Source organism: Oscillospiraceae bacterium (assembly GCA_034925865.1).
GTDB lineage: Bacteria > Bacillota > Clostridia > Oscillospirales > SIG627 > SIG704.
In genome coordinates this window covers 1-22,381 of the sequence record JAYFRN010000021.1, presented here as the reverse complement: position 1 = coordinate 22,381, position 22,381 = coordinate 1, and the positions used below count along the sequence as shown (strand labels likewise).

The 22,381-nt window shown below is 43.2% G+C and carries 14 protein-coding genes; 6 read left to right on the top strand and 8 right to left on the bottom strand.

Annotation, left to right across the window (positions count from 1 at the left end):
• The first annotated feature begins 80 nt into the window (after positions 1-80).
• Positions 81-341: a hypothetical protein gene (locus VB118_08315; protein ID MEA4832603.1), complete on the top strand. Its 261-nt coding sequence runs from the start codon at positions 81-83 to the stop codon at positions 339-341.
• Between the two features lie 24 nt (positions 342-365).
• Complete coding sequence (locus tag VB118_08310; GenBank protein MEA4832602.1) at positions 366-941, top strand: hypothetical protein; 576 nt, start codon at positions 366-368, stop codon at positions 939-941.
• A 583-nt stretch (positions 942-1,524) separates the two neighbouring features.
• Here the strand turns inward: VB118_08310 and VB118_08305 are convergent.
• Together VB118_08305 and VB118_08300 are read right to left on the bottom strand one after the other, a co-directional pair.
• Positions 1,525-3,417 (bottom strand): peptidoglycan DD-metalloendopeptidase family protein, encoded by a 1,893-nt coding sequence (locus tag VB118_08305; protein MEA4832601.1) that lies wholly within the window; start codon positions 3,415-3,417, stop codon positions 1,525-1,527.
• 175 nt (positions 3,418-3,592) lie between these two features.
• Entirely contained in the window at positions 3,593-4,972 is a 1,380-nt protein-coding gene (locus tag VB118_08300) for a glycine--tRNA ligase (protein ID MEA4832600.1), read from the bottom strand.
• Between the two features lie 212 nt (positions 4,973-5,184).
• On the opposite strand from VB118_08300, the gene VB118_08295 reads away from it, so the two are divergent.
• The 3 genes from VB118_08295 (at position 5,185) to VB118_08285 (ending at position 11,469) form a co-directional block, all read left to right on the top strand.
• Positions 5,185-6,708 carry a 2-isopropylmalate synthase gene (locus VB118_08295; GenBank protein ID MEA4832599.1) on the top strand — a complete coding sequence of 508 codons (1,524 nt, stop codon included), beginning with the start codon at positions 5,185-5,187 and terminating at the stop codon, positions 6,706-6,708.
• Positions 6,708-8,267, top strand: a complete 1,560-nt coding sequence (cimA, locus tag VB118_08290; protein ID MEA4832598.1) for a citramalate synthase — start codon at positions 6,708-6,710, stop codon at positions 8,265-8,267. Before VB118_08295 ends, cimA begins: the two co-directional genes overlap by 1 nt.
• A gap of 670 nt (positions 8,268-8,937) precedes the next feature.
• Positions 8,938-11,469 carry an AMP-binding protein gene (locus VB118_08285; protein MEA4832597.1) on the top strand — a complete coding sequence of 844 codons (2,532 nt, stop codon included), beginning with the start codon at positions 8,938-8,940 and terminating at the stop codon, positions 11,467-11,469.
• Between the two features lie 94 nt (positions 11,470-11,563).
• Here VB118_08285 and VB118_08280 read toward each other — a convergent pair whose 3' ends face one another.
• Complete coding sequence (locus VB118_08280; GenBank protein MEA4832596.1) at positions 11,564-12,463, bottom strand: phosphatidylglycerol lysyltransferase domain-containing protein; 900 nt, start codon at positions 12,461-12,463, stop codon at positions 11,564-11,566.
• Complete coding sequence (locus VB118_08275) at positions 12,457-14,364, bottom strand: alpha-galactosidase (GenBank protein MEA4832595.1); 1,908 nt, start codon at positions 14,362-14,364, stop codon at positions 12,457-12,459. Before VB118_08275 ends, VB118_08280 begins: the two co-directional genes overlap by 7 nt.
• Positions 14,365-14,674: 310 nt before the next feature.
• Between VB118_08275 and VB118_08270 the strand changes: the two genes are divergently transcribed.
• The gene (locus VB118_08270) at positions 14,675-15,808 is read left to right on the top strand and encodes a hypothetical protein (protein ID MEA4832594.1); all 1,134 of its coding nucleotides are present in this window, start codon (positions 14,675-14,677) and stop codon (positions 15,806-15,808) included.
• Between the two features lie 84 nt (positions 15,809-15,892).
• Here VB118_08270 and VB118_08265 read toward each other — a convergent pair whose 3' ends face one another.
• The 4 genes from VB118_08265 to VB118_08250 form a co-directional block, all read right to left on the bottom strand.
• Positions 15,893-17,125, bottom strand: coding sequence for a hypothetical protein (locus VB118_08265; protein ID MEA4832593.1), 1,233 nt, complete (start codon positions 17,123-17,125; stop codon positions 15,893-15,895).
• A 94-nt stretch (positions 17,126-17,219) separates the two neighbouring features.
• Positions 17,220-18,407 carry a hypothetical protein gene (locus VB118_08260; protein ID MEA4832592.1) on the bottom strand — a complete coding sequence of 396 codons (1,188 nt, stop codon included), beginning with the start codon at positions 18,405-18,407 and terminating at the stop codon, positions 17,220-17,222.
• Between the two features lie 75 nt (positions 18,408-18,482).
• Complete coding sequence (locus tag VB118_08255; protein MEA4832591.1) at positions 18,483-19,481, bottom strand: hypothetical protein; 999 nt, start codon at positions 19,479-19,481, stop codon at positions 18,483-18,485.
• 12 nt (positions 19,482-19,493) lie between these two features.
• Positions 19,494-22,007, bottom strand: coding sequence for a peptidoglycan DD-metalloendopeptidase family protein (locus tag VB118_08250; protein MEA4832590.1), 2,514 nt, complete (start codon positions 22,005-22,007; stop codon positions 19,494-19,496).
• Between the last annotated feature and the right edge of the window lie 374 nt (positions 22,008-22,381).

Genomic DNA, 22,381 nt, shown 5'->3' with positions numbered 1-22,381 from the left:
TAGCCTGAGTGTTATAATGACTTACAGAGTGATAAAGCAGGCGCATGCCTCTTAATATATAAAATATACAGGAAGGACATATGATAAAGCAAAACAACCCCGGCCAAGTATCGGAATGCTTTTCCGATGAAACCGAAGATATGAAAAACACGCTGTATCATCTCAGGCAAGCGTTTTCGTATATACCCTCAGGTTATTCCGAAATTGCGGAAGACCTTAAATGGACAATCGAAAGCGTTGAAGAGGCTCTCGACGCCATCCGAGGGCAGCTGAATCTTATAGCTGACGGAGGAGATGATAACTACATTGACAATCTATACGAAAACAAAAACGGCGATTAATGAATCAGCGGGAACGGATGCGTTATGAACGTTGATACTTATCTTTACTTATTTAAAATGCTATTGCGTGATATCTCTTCGGACAGGGAGCTTTTAAAGCTGCTTGGAGAACGCGAAAACAGTGAGCTGTGTTTGCGGCTTAATAGCAAAAACACAATCAACAGTCAGGAAATGGAGCTTGTCAGGCGCATTTTTTACGACAAAGAAGAAGTCCGCCGCAGACTTGTTAAAAAATGCAGGCTTTGTGACAGGTACGCCGTCAAATTAAGCCGCGCAATTGACGCGATAGACGACAACAGGTACCGCGATTTTCTGGTTCTGCGATATATGCACGATTATCCGGTCGAGGAAATAGCAGAGAAAAAGCATTACGCCGAGCGCTCGCTTTATCGTATTGGCTGCGCCGCGAAAGCCGAGCTTAAAAAACATCTGATCACCCTTTCCCCGAAGCCGCGCAGGACAGGGAGAGAAAAAAGCCGGAAGTATGCGTTTTCATCACGCCGTGTGCTTATATCCTGCCGTGCGAAGCTTAATTCGGGAAAAACGCGCAGAACGCCTTTTTACCCGCAGAACTATATTATTAACTCGCAAAATAAATAATTGCAATGTTATGATACAATAGGTAGGTGACAAAAAAGTAGAAAAACGGACTCAAATATAGTATGATGTTAATAACAACAAAAACACATACAAGAAGAGGACGTTTTTCTATGAGCAGTATAACATCAAAAGCACACTTTCGTCAATGGGTAACAAAATTTTTTAAAAATGTTTTGAGGTGTCAATGATAGGTTACACTTTAACAAAGGCAGATATTATTAAACGGCATTTAAATAAGTCTGTTTTATAAGAGAAAAGCCTATATACCAGAGTCTTTTCTCTCTTTGAGTGGTAATTATTTAATGTCGAGTTAATAAATATTTGCTTCTTTGTCACATATCTTGTCACCTATCTATTGTATTATAACAGAATAATCTTTTTCCTTTTCACTTTAAAAGCGCAAAGCACCGATTGCAAATAGAAGTAAGCACGTGATTTCTCAACCTGCAAAGCAACATGATGTAATAAGTATAAACAAGCTCTATGGCGAAATTTATATTGAAGCTTTTCTCGAAAACAGCTATATTTATAATTAAAATGCGGCGCCGCGAAAATCGCGGCGCCGCCATAATAATTTGATATTTTATTCAGTTAAAAGATATTTAAGCGGATTAAGCGTTTCAAGATCTGAATTTCGTATCTCGAAATGGAGATGCGGAGCCTGAGTATTCCCGCTGTCTCCGGAAAGAGCGATCAAATCCCCCTGCTTAACCGTGTCGCCGACTTTCACTTTGTATGAGGACAGATGGGCATAATAAGTATACATTCCGTTAGGATGTTGAATTTTTATCAAATCCCCATATGATCCCATATAGCCGGTAAATATGACTTCTCCACTCATGGCGGCATATACATCTGTCGCTATCTCGGCCCGAAGATCTACTCCGGTATGATAATCTTCTTTGTATCCGTCTCCGTCAAGATCACGCATCCCGTAATATGATGTCACATAGAACAAATCAAGAGGAACCATAAATATTTTATTTCCTGTGTCAGTGCGTTCTTCGGGATGTATCCGGGTTCCGCGTACGATTATTTCCGGAACCATTTCCACGAGCGTTTCGGTGCTTTCAATTGTTCTTTCGGTTTCATCGCCGTCTACTCTCGTGACAGTGGCGGTGATCATGTTAATACCGGAAACTCCATCTTGCTTCGTGTATTGTTTTCCGATAAAAATTGTATTGTCGTCGATGTATTCTGTAGTATAATCAACTGTGACCGCATATTTTTCGACCGATGTCACGGAGTAATGAAGAGCCGCTGTTTCATCAGACAATGCTTCTGAAGATGAATCAAGCGGTGACTGCCCTTCCGCTGATGCCTCCGAAAGAAAATAGGCATTTTCAGAAGACACTGCAGCGCATTCCCTGACCATAGCCCCTGCGACCGAATCAATGACGACCGACTCGCTTTTTGCGCTTTTTACGCTTTTTTCACTTCCATACATAAGCAGAGAAGAAATCTGACTTTTGGTCATAAAGCTTTCGACCGGGTATGTATCGTGTGAAAAAGAGATATTATTTAAAAGAGATATATCAGCATCGAGATTTTCCTGCTGCTCGTGATTTAGCGCGGATGCTATCGCGGAATCAAATACTTCGCGTGATTCACTGACTGCGACAAGGACTCCGTCGATATACATGCCGTATCCGGAAGTGATATAAGCCGATGTATGCTTATTCAAGCTGTATGTTTGCTCTTCCTTAGAAACATATTTATTGCTGTTTGAAAGCTCAACTGTATAGGTTATCTTTTCGGGCAATTTAAACGAGTATCCGAGGACATCCGAAGCGCTCTTTTCCGTATCTTTTACCAGAGAATCAAATTCACTCTTTGACTGTATGAAGCCGACGCGTTCATCGCCTATGCTGACAACTATGGCGGGCTTTATCGGCAGTTCGGAGGAAATTATGAAAACCAATACGGCGGCGCTGATGGCAGGTGTGATATAAGCCGCATTATTTTTTATAAACGATCCGAAGCGGCGGCAATACATCGTGCCGTCTTTATGGATCCTGTATCTGCGGATAAAAGGAAGCCGACCCTTGAACCTTGCAAGAGCGTCAAGCCACGCAAGATACCTGTCATAGCGTGTTTCGCCGCACATCTTCGATGAATCGGAAAACCATCCGTGCGGATGATCCATTACATTATCGTATTCCTTCATCGGAACGCGTTCTGTACGTTCCGCGGCGACCGACGCAATAAGATAAAGCGAATTGTACGCTGAATCTATAAGTCCGAGCTTTCCTGCGCGAAAACCGAAATAAAGAGTCCAGAAACCGATTTTCTTATCAGAATCGCCGTAAAGCAAAGCAGCCGGAGCGCCCTTTAGCCTGGCGCGGTTTCTGGAGCGATATACAAATTTCTTTAACCCTCTGCCAAATATGAAAAACGGAGCGACGACCGACGCAAGCGCCGACATGAATTTATCTTTGCTGTTCCTGGTTTCGTCAGGCGTCTTTGAAATACCCATTTCGGCCGCCCTCCTTTCGTCATTTCGTATAAAATTAAATACTTATATATAAATGAATTACGTCAAATTTTAAATTATACCCTGGTTTTCTTTTCATTATACATCATGCAATTTATAAAATCAATAGTTTTTTTCCCGTAAGATTGCGCTTTTTGTGTATTTTTTTATTTATCTGTTAAAATTTCATCTTTTCCTTCAAAAAAATCACCAATTCGGAGACCGGCATACGTACCTGCTGCATATCATCTCTGTCGCGAACCGTTACACAACCGTCGCTTTCACTGTCAAAGTCATATGTTATACAATAAGGAGTGCCGATTTCGTCCTGACGTCTGTATCTTTTGCCGATTGAGCCCGCTTCGTCATAATCTGTGTTGAACTCTTCCGCAACGACTTCATATACTTTACGTGCGCCTTCGGAAAGCTTTTTTGACAGCGGAAGCACAGCCGCTTTAACGGGAGCAAGCGCCGGATGAAGGTGAAGCACGACGCGCGAGTCACTGTCGCCGATCTTTTCCTCATCGTAGGCATCTATCAAAAACGCGAGAGCGGCGCGGTCACAACCCAGCGACGGCTCTATAACATAAGGAACAAACTTTTCGCCTGTCTCGGCGTCAAAATATTCCATCGGCTCTCCGCTTACACGCGCATGCGCAGAAAGGTCAAAATCGGTTCTGTCAGCGACGCCCCACAGCTCGCCCCAGCCGAACGGAAACAGGAATTCAAAATCCGTGGTAGCGTTTGAATAGTGAGAAAGTTCCTTCGGATCATGGTCGCGGAGTTTGAGGTTTTCCTTTTTCATGCCGAGAGAATAAAGGAACTCGGCGCAGAATTGCTTCCAATATTTAAACCATTCTATATCCGTACCCGGTTTGCAGAAAAATTCCAGCTCCATCTGCTCGAATTCTCTCGTGCGGAAGGTGAAATTGCCGGGGGTGATCTCGTTTCTGAAGGATTTGCCTATCTGGGCTATGCCAAACGGAATTTTCCTGCGAGTCGTGCGGGCAACGTTTTTGAAATTAACGAAAATGCCCTGAGCAGTTTCCGGGCGAAGGTAAATTTCGTTCTTCGCGTCCTCTGTTACGCCCTGAAAGGTCTTGAACATAAGGTTAAATTTTCTTATGTCGGTAAAATTGTGTCCGCCGCATTGTGGGCAGGCAATGTTGTGTTCACGGATATACTGCAGCATCTGATCGTTTGTCATCCCTGCGGCCGCGCCCTCTCCGGCGATATCCTCGATCAGCTTGTCGGCGCGGTGACGTGTTTTACAATCCTTGCAGTCCATGAGCGGGTCAGAAAAGCCGCCGACATGTCCGGAAGCGACCCATACCTGAGGATTCATAAGTATAGCGCAGTCAAGACCGACGTTATAAGGAGAGGTCTGAACGAATTTTTTCCACCATGCGCGTTTTACATTGTTTTTAAATTCAACGCCCAGCGGGCCGTAATCCCATGTATTAGAAAGCCCGCCGTATATCTCGCTGCCTGCATATACAAAGCCGCGATTTTTGCACAGCGCGACGATTTTTTCCATTGTTTTTTCCGTATTCTGCATAAAACTTCCTTCTGCGGAGATTATTCCCGCAAAGCTATATAATATTACATGATTTTCAATATTTCCATATTATATTATATTCATTTGTCTTTGTCAAGTGACATGATTTTTGGGATAAAAGCTTGTTTGTTAAAGTGTCATATTGACATAATTGCAAAATGAATATATACTTGAAGTATTATTCTGGATATAAATGCGCAAATGAGCTTAAAATAATGAAAACGATAAAATTACTTGACACAACGCTTCGCGACGGAGATCAGACCCCGGGCGTGAACCTTTCTTTTACTCAAAAACGCGAAATTGCCGCGCAGCTCTGCGACCTTGGCGTCGATATAATCGAGGCCGGTTTTGCCGCCGCTTCTCAAAGCGACTTCAACGCCATATGCGCCGCCGCGGAGGTCGTCGGAAATACAAAGCTCTGCGCACTTGCCCGATGTACGGAGCAGGATATCGAAGCCGCCGCGCGTTCTTTGGATAAAGCAAAAAATCCGCGCATACATATTTTTATAGCCACAAGTCCAATACATATGCAATACAAGCTTAACATGTCCGAGCAGGAGGTGCTTGAACGCGCAGTGAAATCCGCCGAGCTCGCAAAGCGTCTTTGCGGCGACGTGCAGTTTTCCGCGGAGGATGCGACACGCTCTGACGTCGGTTTTGTCTGCCGTGTCTTTTCAGCCGTAATCGCATCCGGCGTATCAACTGTAAATTTCCCTGATACTGTCGGATACTGCATTCCTTCCGAATATGCCGAAATGATAAAAAGAGTTTTCACAGATACCGCCGGAATAAAGAATGTTGTGCTTGCCGCACATTGCCACAACGACCTCGGACTCGCGGTCGCGAACAGCCTGGCCGCGGCCGGCGCCGGCGTTACTCAGCTTGAAGGGACGATAAACGGATTGGGCGAGCGCGCCGGCAACGCTTCTCTTGAAGAAATCATAATGGCGATCCGGGTTCGTAATAATTTTTTTGGTTTTGATACAAATGTTAATATAAAAGAAATCGCAAAGACCTGCCGTCTTGTTTCGTCAATTTCCGGTGTGCCGATTCCTGTCGGTCAGCCTATTATCGGAAAAAACGCTTTCCGGCATGAATCGGGCATACATCAGCATGGCGTGTTGTCAAATGAAAACACTTATCAGATTATGTCGCCCACGGACATCGGACGTACCGGAAACCGTATAATCCTTGGCAAGCTTTCCGGACGGCATGCCTTTGAAAGTCGCGCCTCTCAGCTTGGATTTTCTCTCGATCAGGAAACTCTGGAAAGCTCATTCGAGGCGTTCAAGCTCGTGGCGGAAAAGAAAAACACGGTCGCCGACGATGAAATATCAGAGATAATACGTGAAAAGATCGACGAAAAGCTCATAACCAACGGATATAAGCTTATCGATTTCCAGATTCAAAGCTCAGGGTCAATGAAATCGAGCGCAATGCTCACGCTTAATAAAAATGACGCATCCATCACAGAGGCAGCCGTCGGGAACGGTCCGATAGACGCCGCCTTCAACGCCGTCAACCGGATTGTCGGCGAAGCGGTTTCGCTGGACGCATATTCGATCAGCGCCGCCACTGAGGGCGCCGACGCTTTGGGCGTGGTAAGCGTAAAAATATTATATTCCGGAAATATATTCCATGGCAGAGGCGTATCAACCGATATAATTGAAGCCAGCATCAAATCATATATAAACGCGATAAACCGCGCATTGTACTATACGGAGAATAATTGATGAAAGAACTTTTCGTATTCGATACGACGCTCCGGGACGGAGCGCAGGCCCCCGGGATCTCATTTTCAATAAATGACAAGCTGAAAATCGTTTCTTTGCTCGACGATCTCGGAGTGGATTTTATTGAAGCAGGAAATCCGTCCGGTGCCCCTAAGGATGCAGAGCTTTTCGCCCGGCTTCAGAAGCGCTCATTCCGCGCGAAAATCTGCGCCTTTACGGCTTGCTGCAAGGTGGGACACAATCCTGATTCGGACGCATCAGTCACCGCCGCACTCGAAGCCGGAACAGAATATGTCTCTGTAGTCGGAAAAGCTTCCGTGTTCATTGTACGCAATATCCTGAAGACTACCTCCGCGGAAAACCTCAGAATAATATCGGAAACGATAAAGTTTTTCATTTCCCAAAAAAGAAAAGTCATTTTTGACGCGGAGCATTTCTTTGACGGATATAAATACGATCCCGAATATTCACTTAAGGCTGTCGAAACGGCTTTCTTCGCCGGAGCAGAAGCCGTCACGCTGTGTGACACGAACGGCGGCTCACTGCCGGCAGAAATCGGCGCCGCGGCAAAAGACGTATGCTCTCGTCATCCCGGTAAAATAATCGGTATCCATTGTCATAATGACCTTGGCCTGGCCACTTCCGGCTCGCTCGCGGCTCTTGAAGCCGGGGCGCGTCAGCTTCAATGCACGCTTCTCGGGCTCGGAGAAAGATGCGGAAACGCCAACATATCTACACTCCTTCCGATTCTTAAATACAAACTCGGATACTCTGCCCGCTGTACGGAGGATCTTTCGGAGCTGACCGCCGTATCGCGCCGTGTCGCCGACATCGCGAATGTCGCATTTGACGAACGCCAACCGTTTGTCGGTTCCTGCGCGTTCACGCATAAAGCCGGGATGCACATCGACGCGCTTCAAAAGCTGCCGGAATCGTCTGAGCTTTTCGATCCGTCCATCTTCGGAAACATACGACATATATCCATCGGGGAGCTTTCCGGAAGATCAGCTCTTTTATTGAAGGTGCGTGAGCTCGAGCCTTCGATCACACGCGATTCACCGGAAATAAACATCCTTCTTGAGAAAATCAAGCATTTTGAAAAGCGCGGCTATTTTTACGAAAACGCCGACGCTTCATTAAAGCTGCTTATATATGACACTCTTGGACGCCGCCGCAATTTTTTCGAGCTTTTAAATTTTAAGCTCGTGCTTTCGGAGCCGGGACAGGGCTTGCCCGCCGTCGCGATGATTAAAATAGCGGTGGACGGCGCGGAAGAAACGACGGCCGCGGAAGGAAACGGACCCGTCAACGCGATGGACAACGCGCTTCGAAAAGCGCTCGCCCGGTTTTACCCCGAGCTGGACAAAATGAAGCTGATAGATTATAAGGTGCGAGTTCTGAATTCCGACGCCGCCACCGAGGCCACCGTTCGCGTCCTCATTGAATCCGGCGACGGAGAAAAGACATGGACGACAGTCGGAGTCTCCACCGACATAATGGAAGCGAGCTGGAAGGCGCTTATGGATTCCGTCGAATACATGCTTATTGCAGAACAATGATTCTGCGGATATCATATTATAAAACGGCAATACAATACCGCGGTAAACTCAAGCGGTTCTTGGACAATACCGCGATTAAGAACGGTAAAATGCAGCGAAATCTATTATGCTCATCCGTACATCAACCGAGAGCAGAACAGAGCAGAATGAAAACGGTAACAGAATCCTTCGGCGTATTGCTCCTAAAGCAACAGATATTAGTAAACTGACGATCCGGCAGCTCGAATATTCCCACTAATCATAATTGATAAAAACTGCGACAGTTAAACTTGCAATTTTTAAACAAAAACAATTTTTATTCTCCTATTGACAATTATTTATCTTCGTGTTATACTAGTATAAATTTATAAACGCAATGATGGGGAACAACGACGAATAAACCGTTATCAGAGAGCCGCCGGATGGTGTGAGGCGGCAGCGGATGCGTCATACTCGCCCTGGAGCGGTCGCTTGAAAGCCCACCGTATGAACCGGTTTACGAAAGGCAAGTAGCTGTGAACGTATTGACCCACGTTATAAGGGTCCGGCATTGTCAGATGCCTCAAAGAGGGCGCATTGCGCCAACAAGAGTGGTACCGCGGAAGTATGTTATATTGCTTTCGTCTCTCGGAATTACCGGAGATGAAAGCTTTTTTTGTCGCCGGATATAAATTCAAGGAGTGATTTTACTATGAAACTCGCATTTTCAACCCTCGGATGTCCCGATTTCGATTGGTCGGACATCTACTCCGTAGCAAAGGATTTCGGTTTCTCCGGAATCGAGATGAGAGGACTCGGCGGAGATATCTTCTCAATACGCGCAAAACCCTTCTGCCCGGAAAACATCGACGACACAGTCGCGCAGCTGCGCCGACGCCGTCTTGAAATCTCCTGCCTGTCATCCGGCTGCACTCTTAAATATGCCGACCATTCAACAGAAACAGAAGCGGAAATAAGAGAATATATCAACCTCGCGTCAAAGCTCGGATCCCGGTTCGTCCGAATTCTCGGAGACGAGAAGGCTTTTCCGGACGGAGAAATCAACGAAGAAGCAGTGATCGCATCATTGAAACGCCTTGTTATGTACGCCGAACAGAAAGACATAACGCTGCTTGTAGAAACAAATGGTGTGTATGCCGATACAAAGCGTTTAAAAAAGCTTCTTAACGACATAGAAAGCGACAATATCGGCGCTCTCTGGGATCTACATCATCCATACCGCTTCATGAACGAAAAGCCGTCGGTCACGGTTGAAAACCTCGGAGCATATATAAAATATGTTCATATAAAGGATTCCGCCGTCGAAAACGGTAAGGTCGTATATAAAATGATGGGCGAAGGTGACCTCCCTATCGACGAAATGATGCGTTCTCTCAGATCGATTAATTACGAAGGATATATTTCGCTTGAATGGCTTAAAAAGTATGCGCCCGATCTTGGCGATGCCGGCGTGGTATTCCCTCATTTTGCAAATTATATGGAAAAATATCTCGGGACATCCAGCGATTCCGGACGCCTTATCGACAACAACCGCAAAACCGGAAAATATGTGTGGAAAAAAGAGCACCTCATCGATCTGACGTTTCCACAGGTGCTTGACAGAATGGTGGATGAATTTCCCGATCAATACGCGTTCAGATACACGACACTTGATTATACGCGCACATATTCCCAATTCCGCGATGATGTCGACACCTTTGCCCGCTGTCTTATCGCGCTCGGAGTAAAGCCCGGCGACCATGTCGCAATATGGGCCACCAACGTGCCGCAATGGTATATAACCTTCTGGGCCACGACAAAAATCGGAGCCGTACTCGTTACAGTCAACACCGCGTATAAAATCCACGAGGCCGAATATCTATTGCGCCAGTCAGACACTCATACACTTGTAATGATTGACGGATACAAGGATTCGGATTATGTAGATATAATCAAACAGCTCTGCCCGGAGCTTGAAACTACGCAAAAGGGACATCCGCTGTATATGAAGCGTCTTCCGTTTTTGAGAAATATAATAACCGTGGATTCCGCGCAAAAGGGCTGTATAACCTGGGACGAAGCAATCGAAATGAGCAGAAAGGTTCCCGTTGAGGAAGTATATCGCCGCGCCGCCGCCATCCACAAGGACGATGTATGCAATATGCAGTACACCTCCGGCACCACAGGTTTTCCAAAGGGCGTCATGCTGACGCATTATAATGTCGTCAACAACGGAAAAGCGATCGGAGACTGTATGGATCTTTCCACCGCGGATAAAATGATGATCCAGGTGCCTATGTTCCATTGCTTCGGAATGGTGCTCGCGATGACATCATCCATGACGCACGGGACGACAATGTGCCCGATTCCGTCCTTCTCTCCTTCGAAAGGGCTTGACTGTATAAACCGCGAAAAGATAACCGCTTTTCACGGAGTTCCGACCATGTTTATCGCCATGCTCTCTCATCCGGATTTCCCAAAAACTGATTTTTCACATATGCGCACAGGCATAATGGCCGGCAGTCCTTGCCCTATCAAGGTAATGCGCGATGTAATCGATAAGATGCATATGACCGAAATATGCATCACCTACGGTCAGACTGAAGCATCACCAGGATGCACAATGAGCAAAACCACCGATTCCATCGAAGCGCGGGTAAATACGGTCGGCGCTGCAATGTACGGTGTGACATGCAAGATTGTTGATCCCGAAACCGGCAAGGATCTGCCTGACAATACGGACGGTGAATTTGTCGCGAAGGGCTATAATATCATGAAGGGTTATTACAAAATGCCGGAAGCGACCGCCGCCGCGATAGATGAAAACGGATGGCTTCACACCGGTGACCTTGCTCGCCGCAATTCGGAAGGTTATTATAAAATAACCGGACGGATCAAGGACATGATAATTCGGGGCGGCGAAAACATCTACCCGAAGGAAATCGAGGATTTTATATATACTCATCCAAAGGTTTCCGACGTGCAGGTAATCGGTGTTCCGGACAAGGATTACGGCGAGGAAATTATGGCGTGCGTCATCCTTAATGAAGGCGAAACGGCGACAGAGGATGATATCAAACAGTTTGTTTCCACGCATATGGCCAAGCATAAAACACCTCGTTATGTCGATTTTGTCGACTGCTTTCCTATGAATGCCGCCGGAAAGATACTAAAATACAAGATGCGCGAAGCCGCGATTGAAAAACTAAATCTGAAAGCCGCAAGCAAAATCGAAACGGCATAAAGCAAAGCTAAAAGCGCGGACGTCGTCCGCGCTTTTAGCTTTTTATATGTCATCGTATATTATAAACTCGGTAATAAATAATCACTTCTTAACCCTATTTCTTTTCAAGCAGTGTGACCGTATATTTATTTACCATTTCGCAAGGATGATAAGAAAGCTTCGAGATTCTGAGCCCTTCGTCTCCGGCGTCGTCCTCGCGGTTTATATAAACGGCGCCTTTTTCCACGGCCATGACCGCGAACTGCTTTACCAACATCTGATACGCTCCGCGACATTCCGCGTTTGCTTTTTCAATATGGACAAAAAGTGTATCTCCGATTATTTCTCCGATTGCAAAGCCGACTATTTGCATTCCCGCCCTGAGAACTATTCCTGATTGACGATACATGTCCCAGTTATTAAAGACCTCGAATACCTTTTCGCGCTCGGTGAGATACAAGAGCGAGGTTTTATCGCCCCTGCGTTCATAATTTAAAAAGAACTCCGATATTTCCCGGATATTCCGCTTTCCAATCTCTTCAAACTGATAATCCGGATTATCCCGCATAAAAGCATGTATATGATTGCGCTGTCCGGAATATCTTTTACCCGCCATATCCGCGAGATCGGAAGCGTTATACATATAATCGGACCAGTTTGGCTCCGGAACAGACGATATCACGAATTTATTTTCTAAAATATCGCGGTCTTCTTCGGCGGCCATGCATATTACGGCAGGAATCCCTTTTTCCGCGCAGTAATCGAAGATGAAGCCCGCGGCTTTTTCGCAGCCGCGTCCGCACGGACAGAGCGGAGCAGAAAAAGCTGTTTCACCGTTTAAATATTTTACTTTGAAAAAAAGCGTGTCTCCCGTTATCGCATATTCCGTTTTGAAATAATCACGCCACATGAATGTACCGCCGATTGTATTGTCGCAGGCGCGTGTTTTTGAATATTCAAAATACGGGCTGATCAGGTCAATATCGGATAGCTTTAGCAAAGTAAAATTCAGCATGAATACCTTATGAAAACAAAGGATTTTTCTTCAGGCATATTTACGCGCACGCCGTATGGATAGCATTCAATGCCGAAATCGGAGAGTTTTTCGGATTTATAAAGCACTTCCGGGTTGCGTACTCCCTTTACGGAATAGATATATGTTCCGCCGGCCTCCGCGAACAGAAGCAGATATCCACCGTTCCCGATCTTTGCGTTGAAGCCTGTAAAGCTGCCACCGTCAGGGATTTCGCCTATAGGGGAAACGTCAGCGTCGAACAACTGCTTTTGAAGAGGTTTATATACGGAGATTATTTTTTTCAAAAGCTCCGCGTCTGACGGCTCAATACTCTGAAGATCCATCCATACCAGAGGGTTGGCGAGCATAGCCGTTGCAAAAAGGTAATCCATTTCGTAATTAGCCGGAGCGAGCGGATCACCCTCATACAGAGAGCGGTTGCGTTTGTTATTAAGAAATTCGATCTGCATTCTGCGTGCGGGTATGAATTCACATAGCTGCCACAGGGTACGGAGAGTGTAATGCGGATAATAATTATGCCAATCGGTATACCTGTTACAGACAAACAAGGAGGCATACTGTTTCTCATAAAGGAAACCGAATCTGCGTGAAGCTGTTATGTCGTTGTTTATCTGGGCATGGTGTCCGGTCTTTTCGTAGAATTTCTTAAAAATTTTGAGTATATTCTCTTCGGCGCGCTTTGTGTTTATCGTAACACCGTCGAATTTGACATGCGTCACTCCGTAGTCGGTGAAGTATTTGATCATTATATCGGCATCTTTTTCCCAGTCGGCATATTCATCCGGTTTTCTAGGATCCATATACGATCCGAATTCAATTCCCTTTTCAGTGCACAGCTTCTTAAGCGGTGCGAATCCATCGGGAAATCTGTCCTTCTTTATCTCCCAGTCGCCCGTGCTCCATCCGGCGTCGATTTGAACCACGTCAATGCCAAGTCCGGAGGCGGCCTCGATCTCTTTTTTCATAAATTTCTCATTGAGGTTTGCTCCTTCTCCTCTGTCGCCCCATGTGTTTGAAAGAGTGAAGAGCTTGTCTTCGTGTATGCCAAGAGAAACCGCGCGGTAAAGCTTTCTGTATTCAGCGTATATTTCCTCGTCCGGCGCGGAGAAGCAGCCGAAGGTGACGGGATAACAGCTAATATAATGACCGTCGTCGTCAAGCTCGTCGGGAAGGCTTGTTCCTGTTACGTCAAGAACCGTGTCGGAATAAACAGCGAAGTCGTTTTGAGAGCGTCTGTTCTGCGCTCCGAATTTCGTAGGCGCCTCTCTTACTACAAAAAGCTGTTCCCTGTCAAGATAGCTGTCAAGCACAAGAAAATGCCCATCGAATTTTCTGCTGCCGCTCTTATACGTAAAATCATCGTATTTTTTAACAAAAGTGTTGGTGATATCCGAATAATCAAACAGCTCGGCAACTCTGCATTTATAATGCTTTGGCACGAGTGACAGAGAAAACGTAATATCGCCGTCGCTGAATTCGATATCATCTTTTACATCGAAGTTATCCTGTTCTGCCGGACGCGCACAGAAGACGGCGAGATTTATAAGTGAAATTCCCGGATACACGGACAAAACAGCCTTTATATCGGCTTTTGATCCGGCATACGATATTTCGGCAGCGAGATATGGCTTTGACATGCCGTCGTTGTCAAGCTCGTTCATTGTTATTCCCTTAAATGAGAGAATATTATCTTTTATAGGGTTGACAACCGAGCGCTTTTTACCTGATACCCAATTATATCCTGTCAAAGTGTTTTTGAGCGATTCAAGCACTAATCCGTTTTCATAAGCGTAAAACACTGCCTCTGTGGCGCCCGAAATCAGTTTGATTTTGCCCTTGTATGCGGATATTTCACATCCGTTTGTTTTGATGGTTTCCATAAATCTTATTTATACCTTTCTGAAATAATTTACACGTTATTGTTTATACGGCGGCTTTAATGACGTGCAGGATGCCTCCAATATTATATGTTTAATATTTTAAGACGTCAACTACATATACCGTATCAGATATTTTCTCTCATAGCAATTTTTTCAACCGCTGTTTTTCATGATATCATACAGGTTATAAAAATGCAATTCGTTTCAACAAAAATATCTATATTGTTCATAAAAATCTCAAATAATTGCATTATGAAGTTATTTATGATATAATACGCGAGGAAACGATTATTTGATTTGGAGATGCAATATGAAAAATTATTTCGGAAACGATAAAGAGTTTTATTTTGTTTATCCGCTGGACGGAGACTGCATGAATGTATATGACGGAGCCGAAAAAGACGGAGCCCTCAATATTACCGCCCGTGTCGCCGCTCCTGCCGGTAAAAAAATAATGATCAACGAGAACGAAGCGGTTTACCGCGACGGCTTCTATGAATGCGAAGCCTCGTTGACCGGCTATCGCAACACGCTTTTCGCCGACAATCTGACTGACGGAACCCAGACAAAAATTGTCGTGTTCCGCATCGCCTCCTGCATCGGTAAATACCGCCTTTCATCCGACGACAATATCCTGTTTCTTGCCGATATAACTGAAAATAAGGACGTTTACAAATCCGTATTCGAAAATCCGTATCTTGCAGTTTATAAGAAGGCTCATGATCTTTACGGAGCGAAGGTTCATCTGAATCTTTTTTACGAATTCGATGCTAACGCCGCAAAAAGCTTTTCAACAGAACGTAAATATTTCAATTTGTCCATGATGACCGATAAGTTTAAGTCCGAGTTTATTAAGAATTCCGACTGGCTAAAACTCTCTTTCCATGCGCGTTCAGAAATGCCCGACAAGCCTTATGAAAATACGACATTTGAACGCATTTCCGAGGATATCAAGCTTGTGCATAAAGAGATTGTCCGCTTTGCCGGGAAGGAAACCCTTTCAAACATATGCACGCTTCACTGGGGCGCTTCCAATATCGTCGGAGTCCGTGCGCTGCGTCAGGCGGGATATAAGGGGCTGACAGGTTATTTTGAGGTATTGCCAAACGGAAATCCGCTCGTCGCGTATTATTATCCCGCGGATTTCGTGCGCCATGTGGGAGATCGCGATTTCTGGTTCGATACCGACGAGGATGTAATGTACGGCCGGATAGACAAGGTTTTAAATACGATAAAGCTTGAACAGGTCGTTCCCGCGCTCGAAGAAATTTATTCTAATCCTCATCGCGCCGGGTTCATGTCCGTGATGATCCATGAGCAGTATTTCCTTTCGGATTACAGACGCTATATACCAGAATTTGAGCAGATCGTGCTCACAGCCTGCAGATGGCTTTCGGTTCATGGCTATCGCGGAGCGTTGATGTCTGAAACAATGTTCAATTAACGAATAAATATTTATTGTTTAAAATCCCCGGAACAGGCGAGGCCTGTTCCGGGGATATGGTTTTGGAGGAGATTATTAATAATATCAATACACGATGCTTATACTGTATCCGTCAAAAGTATCGTTGAGCTGAGTTATTACCGCGTTTTTAATTTCAGACATAACACTGTCTTCGGTCTGCTTTTCTGATTCATCTTTCGGTTTTTCTTCCGGCAACATACATTCCTCGAGCTTTTTGGTATCCGGGTTATAAGAATATGCTTTATTATCTAGACGGGCGAATATTAAAAATTCTCCGTCTGCCGTAAAATATGGTTCAAGATATGCTAAACGCAACTCAGATGGTATATCCACCCTGTATTCCTCGGTTACAGCGTCATGAGACTCCGAAAGATCACCCAAGACTGCATATAACGAATCATTATAATCACGGCTTGAGATAATAAAGCCTAATTTATTTCCATATTTTACAGGCATACTTAAGATCGCATCATATATGCCGGTATTATAAACCATTTTTTCATTTATCATTAAACGCCCGGTTTGCTTGCCTCGAACCAGATGATGCATTTCTCCTACATATAAAAAATCACCGTTTTCCAGCATACTCAGATTTGTTCCGCGATACCTGATTATCTCCTGTGTTTCTATGTCGATTACTGTATATATACCAACAGACGGATTATGGTGAGCGTCAATTATATAACGGTGGCTGTCTGCCCACCATGCACCATATATATAGTTACCGCTGTCTGTGAAGTCAAAGGTTCCGACCGGCTTTCCGCCAATATCGGCAACTCTCATATGATACACAAATTGCCCGTCTTCACCGAAAGTCTTATCATGGAAGTAAGCAATATGCGTCTTGTCCGGAGAAAGAACACCATTATAAACTTTGTCGTTTTCGGTTACGGCAGCTACGAGTTCTTTTGATGTCGATTCATAATAATAAATCTTATTCTCTTTGGTCAGCACGGCGCTGAATGCGGGGAGCGAGATTCCGGTAGTTTCCCGTTGTTCCGTTTCGTTTTCGGTTTCAACGGTATCATTTGTTTCCCAGGGCTCTGTAACGTTTTCACTTTCAACGGTATCATTTGTCTCTTTAGAAATATCCGGAGCTGTTTCTGATATTATTCCGGTATCTGATATGTCTGTTTGGGGCACAGTTCCGGTGCCGATAATTCCGGTATCAATGATATTTGTTCCGCTTGCCATATTACCGGGCAATCCTGAATCCGTTTCAATTTCCACGCATGATGCAAGCAGGAATATTGTGATAAGCACAATAGACAATAAAACTGTTATATGTTTTTTCATTTGTTTACTCCTGTTTGGATAAAACTGATGCCGTTACCCCCGGAACAGAGGCCTGTTCCGGGGATAGGTTTTGATGGGATAACGCCGTATGGTCTTATTTTACCGAAGCGACATAAATATTGCCGTCAGGTGAAGAATATACAACGCTTCCCGTATCGGGACAAGTTGATGTATCACCTGGCAAGACTTCGTCGCATATCAACACTGTTGAACCATCGCTTTCTCTGTATGCATATAGCGACAAATAGCATCCATCATCGTTTAAAGTGCCGTATATTATTAAATCGCCGCAAGCGGATAAGTATCTTACTTCACTTTTTGGCTCAGCGCCGAGCTTTGTGACGGTTTTTGTCGGGATGTCATATCTGTATATTGCAGCTTCTTTGATTGTGGCAAAGATAAACTGACCGTTGCCATAATAGTTTTGATTCACTACAAAATTTGTATCATGTAGACTAAAGGAAAAATCTTCAACTTTCCCAAGCAGATCACCGTCGGGAGTATAAATATAAAGAGAAAGCAAGTTGTTATCACAAGTTTCCTGAAACAATGCCAGGTAGTCATTGCCCAACGGTCGTAGGACTTCGGAGTATTTGATTTCAGAGTTTGGTTTATTCGAGACCAATAATTTCTCAACTCCGGATTCCAAATCATAGTAATATAATCCGGAATCCTTTGAACCATCTATATAATTTTTTAAATAATATGCCTTGTTTTTAATAAAGCATAAAAAGTCGTAGCAGGTATTCACCTCGCGATTAATATCTGCTTTTGTGTCCGGTATATCTTCTACCATTTTGTTAGAGTTAAATTGGATTATTCCGTCGTCACCGATTTTGCTTTCTCCGGTAGTTGAAGCATATACTGTGTCATTATTATAGCTATATCTTGATATCACCGAGTCTTTGGGTAATAATTTCATATTTAGCGTATCAAATACAATACCTTCATAAAAGCGAATATAGCCGTGATTAAAATTATTTACGCAAAGCCATCTGTTTTCATCTTCACCATTTAAAACTATATATTCTTCAGATTTAGAAGTATCAAATAAGCATATTGACGAACCTTTATAATATGCGATTTTACTTCCATCGCAATAAAACTGGCTTCCTGGAGTTGAAAAAATAATTGACGATGTCAATTTATCAAGCACTGCGGTTTTTTGAACTTGAGTATAGGCTGCAGGTAATACAGAATCAGTATTTACCGAGGATTGATTACAACCGAATAAGAAAGTGAACATTGATGCAAATATGACTATCATTATTATTTTTTTCATTATTTAATCTCCGGATACGCCCCCGGAACAGGCGATGCCTGTTCCGGGAATATGGTTTGAGATGAGGTAAGATAATTACCCGTCGAGACGGAGGGACGCGTCGATGTTGTATATGTCAAGGAGTGTTTTAGCTGCCGAAATCTGTTTCATCAGCTCATCTTTTTGATTATAAATGCGGTCAAGGTCATAGGTGAAAACAAATCCGCTGTCATCTCTGAAAGCCGCTTCGAATTCTTCTCTTGTAATATCAAATGCATATATATATTCAGGAATTGAAATGAAAGAAAATTTCATGTTCTCTTCCTTATACGGGTGCTTTTCAGAAGTAAGGTGCTGTATTTTTGCTGTGCTATTTTCAAGAATCTTGTTGAGTTTATCATTATCTTTTTTTGAAGCTAACTTGCATAGGGCTAATTTATGCCAAAGTTCATTCGATAAGCTGGTACGATAAACAATTTTATTATAATTATTTTTATAATTATAATATTTATCTGCTTCTGATATGTCTTCTGCATATAAAACATCAAAATTCCAATCCATGCTATACATTAAAATAGAATTGTAATAAATATATTTCAATTCACTTAATGGAATATCTATCCAGTGTATAACATCATATATACTTAAGCTATAATCACATTCATCTAATTTATAAGTCCTTTTATAGACTTTGTTTTCAATAAAGTCATCCCAATCTTTATTTTCAGTTAAATTTAAATAGTCCATAAGGATACCAGGAATGTTATGGAACGATGTCCCGCTTCCTATATAATCATAATGCGAACACCAGTATTCTTCTCCACGGTATTCAATATCCGGCATCAGATATTTGACTTTTTCCGCATTTGTCACCCAAACAAAGGGCTTTTCTGCTGTCTCTTTGCCGGTTTCGAAAATTGTTTCAGTATCCGATATGTCTGTTTGGGGCGCTGATACAGTGTCAACAGTTCCTATATTTGTTCCGTTTACCATATTGCCGGGAAGTCTTGTATCAGTTTCTATTTCCGCACAAGAAGCAAGCAGAAATGCAGTGATAAGCACAATAGACAATAAAGCTGTTATATGTTTTTTCATGTGTTTACTCCTTTAATAACTATAACTGAAATATCTTGCAGGGTCACCTACATTATTAACGCTACCAATACCAACTTGTATATGCAGGTGATTGCCTGAACCTTCACCAGTGTCTCCAACTTGTCCTACTATATGAGAATCAGGTAATTGGCCAAGGCCGACTTTAGTATCTTCAAACATATGCTGGTATCTTGTGTAGTATTCTGTTCCATTTACTACAGAATTAACAGTAACAAAATAACCCAAATATTGATCAAAATCTGATTGAATAACAATACCATCACAAATAGCATATATAGGAGTTTCGGAAGGCTTTGGTATATCAATCCCATTATGCCTCTTGTAATTCAACTTTAATTCACCATTTTTTATGTAAGTAAAGCATCTCCACCCGAACTTACTTGAAACAGTTATTGTTCCTGAAAAAGGCGCGGTAAAATACTGACTCATAGCACCAACAAGAACAAGGTCAATATTTGTAACAGAAGCTATATTACCTCCGTCCACATTTGGAAAGGCTTCAATTAGATATCCGCTTTTTGTTACATTGATTCCATGACTCAATCCGCTTATTAAATCAATTTGTAATTCTCCGTTTGAATCTGTGGAAAAAACATGCTTTTTGTTGGGATGATTTTTAGCATAAATCTCAACTGTTGCACCCGGAGTAGGCACATTATTAATCTTTACACAAATTGTTTTACTTTCAGAGGCTATTTCTGAGAGTTCCCAAGTTATTCCTACAGATGAAAGGACCAACATATTATTTAGACCATAGTTTATATACAGTGAACTGTTCTGGGGAGAAATTTTATATTTACCGTTGCTTTGTTTTATGAGATTCCAACTAGTTGGATTGTTTGATATGACTATATAGTTACCTGATAAAGCCAAGCCTCTATAATGGCCATATGTACTGCAAACAGCATATATTTTATAAAATTCTGTTCCTGACTCTTTAACAATCCTAAATTTTTGTGCCATTGTTGAGTCGCTTGTATAAAGCTTTACTGTGGTGCCTTCAGCATCATCGCTTCCTGAAACATTCATCCGCATGTTTGTGCCATATTTTGTTAGGAAATAATATCCGCTGATTGATGAACATGATGCGCACCCAGGATATACTCTGCTGTAATATGCTCCGGTATAATTAGTACCGCCACAACGTGTGCAGGTGTAATATTCCGCATGAGGATGTGATGAGTCATAATGTGGACCATTGGAATAGTTATGATACCCACAGTCGCAGCAGCTTGTGCTTATCACATATCCATCTGTCGTTTGTATATTACATCCGCTGTATGTACAAACTTTATATCTTAAATGTCCGTTTATGCCGTTTTCCGTAGTATGCGTGCTTGAAATAGTCCACGATGACGGATATGTGTGTGTACAGCTTGTGCAGTTATTATAATGTTGTTCATAACCGTCTGTTATTTGATGTGAGCATCCAGTACCGGTGCATTGTTTATATCGGAGATGCCCTCCCGCACTATGTGTCGAGCTTATTGACCATGTGGAAGGATATGAATGCACATGTATGGGATTGCATGTCGAGCATCCCGGATACGCTCCGGAGTAATTATTTCCGGTATAAACCACAGCCATACAATTAATACATTCGTAGTATTCGGCATGCGGATGTGCGGTATCGTAATAATGAATACCAAGTCCGTCGACATGATTTCCGCAAGCACAACAAGGATTAACAGACACATATTCGTATCCCGTTTTATTGCATGCCGCGCAATAGTAGCTTCTTGAATGCCCGAATTCACCATGACTTCCAGGAGTCCCGAAATTAGAAAGCGTATGTCCGTTGCAACGGCAGCATGTCGGGGAGGTTCCGTATACATTATAATATTCGGTATATCCGCACATAGCCACACAATCACAATACTGCTGATGCGGATGGTTATATGTGTAATAATACTCGCCCATAACATGGTTACAGCCGGATTTTACGTTGTTGCCTGAACTTGTGATATTTACGCTTTCCGCGACTTCCGTTCCCACATACTCGGACAAAACTTCCTGCAGAATTTGTGAATACGGCTTAGCGTATTTTTCTTCCTCCGGACGTTCGTCCTGATACTTCATCCAATCGTCTTCACTTAATTTACCTTCAAAGTAAAGAGAACGCATTTCCTTTGTCTTTTCTGACGCGTAAGAATCCTTTATTTCCATTGTTCTTTTATATATCTCTTCGACAGTCTTCTCGTCGAGTCCCAGGTCATTTATTGTAATTTCTTTTGTCTGAGTTACGGTGTTCTTTGAAACAGATGATGATACTATGCTTTCGGCGCAGCAATCATCGTGACATTCGCCGCCGCATTCTTCACAACCACCGCATTCCGCGCAGCCGCAGGAGGAGCAGCAGTCATTTTGGCAGTCACATTCACCGCCGGAACAGCGTGAAAAGGTAACAGGGGTCTCGTCTTGGGGCAGAGCGATCGTGGGCGTTGAGAACGATGTAATCAAAAGTATCATAATCAAGATGCCGGACAAAGCCTTTTTAAACTTCATAATGTTCCTCCGTAATAAATTTGTTTTTTGTTTGAACCGTATAAGCACTGACGCGGCCATAAAATTATATTATGACTGCTTAATGCTATACGTGCTGATGGAAAATTTTTGTTATAATACAAGCATATGCATCACTCCCGATAATAGATTAGATAGAATCCTAAAAGCTTGAGATTTAAATGATTGATTCTATATATATAAACGTAAAAAACAGCCCGATAGGTGTCAACTTTTTAAACCCTAACTTTCAACAAAGCAAGTAATACGAAGGGAAATATCAATAAAAAATGCGCAAAAAGCGAGAAAGAGCTTGCTTTTTGCGCATTTTTATGGTAAAATGGTATTACGTGGCAAGTAATATTGAGAGGGTGAAA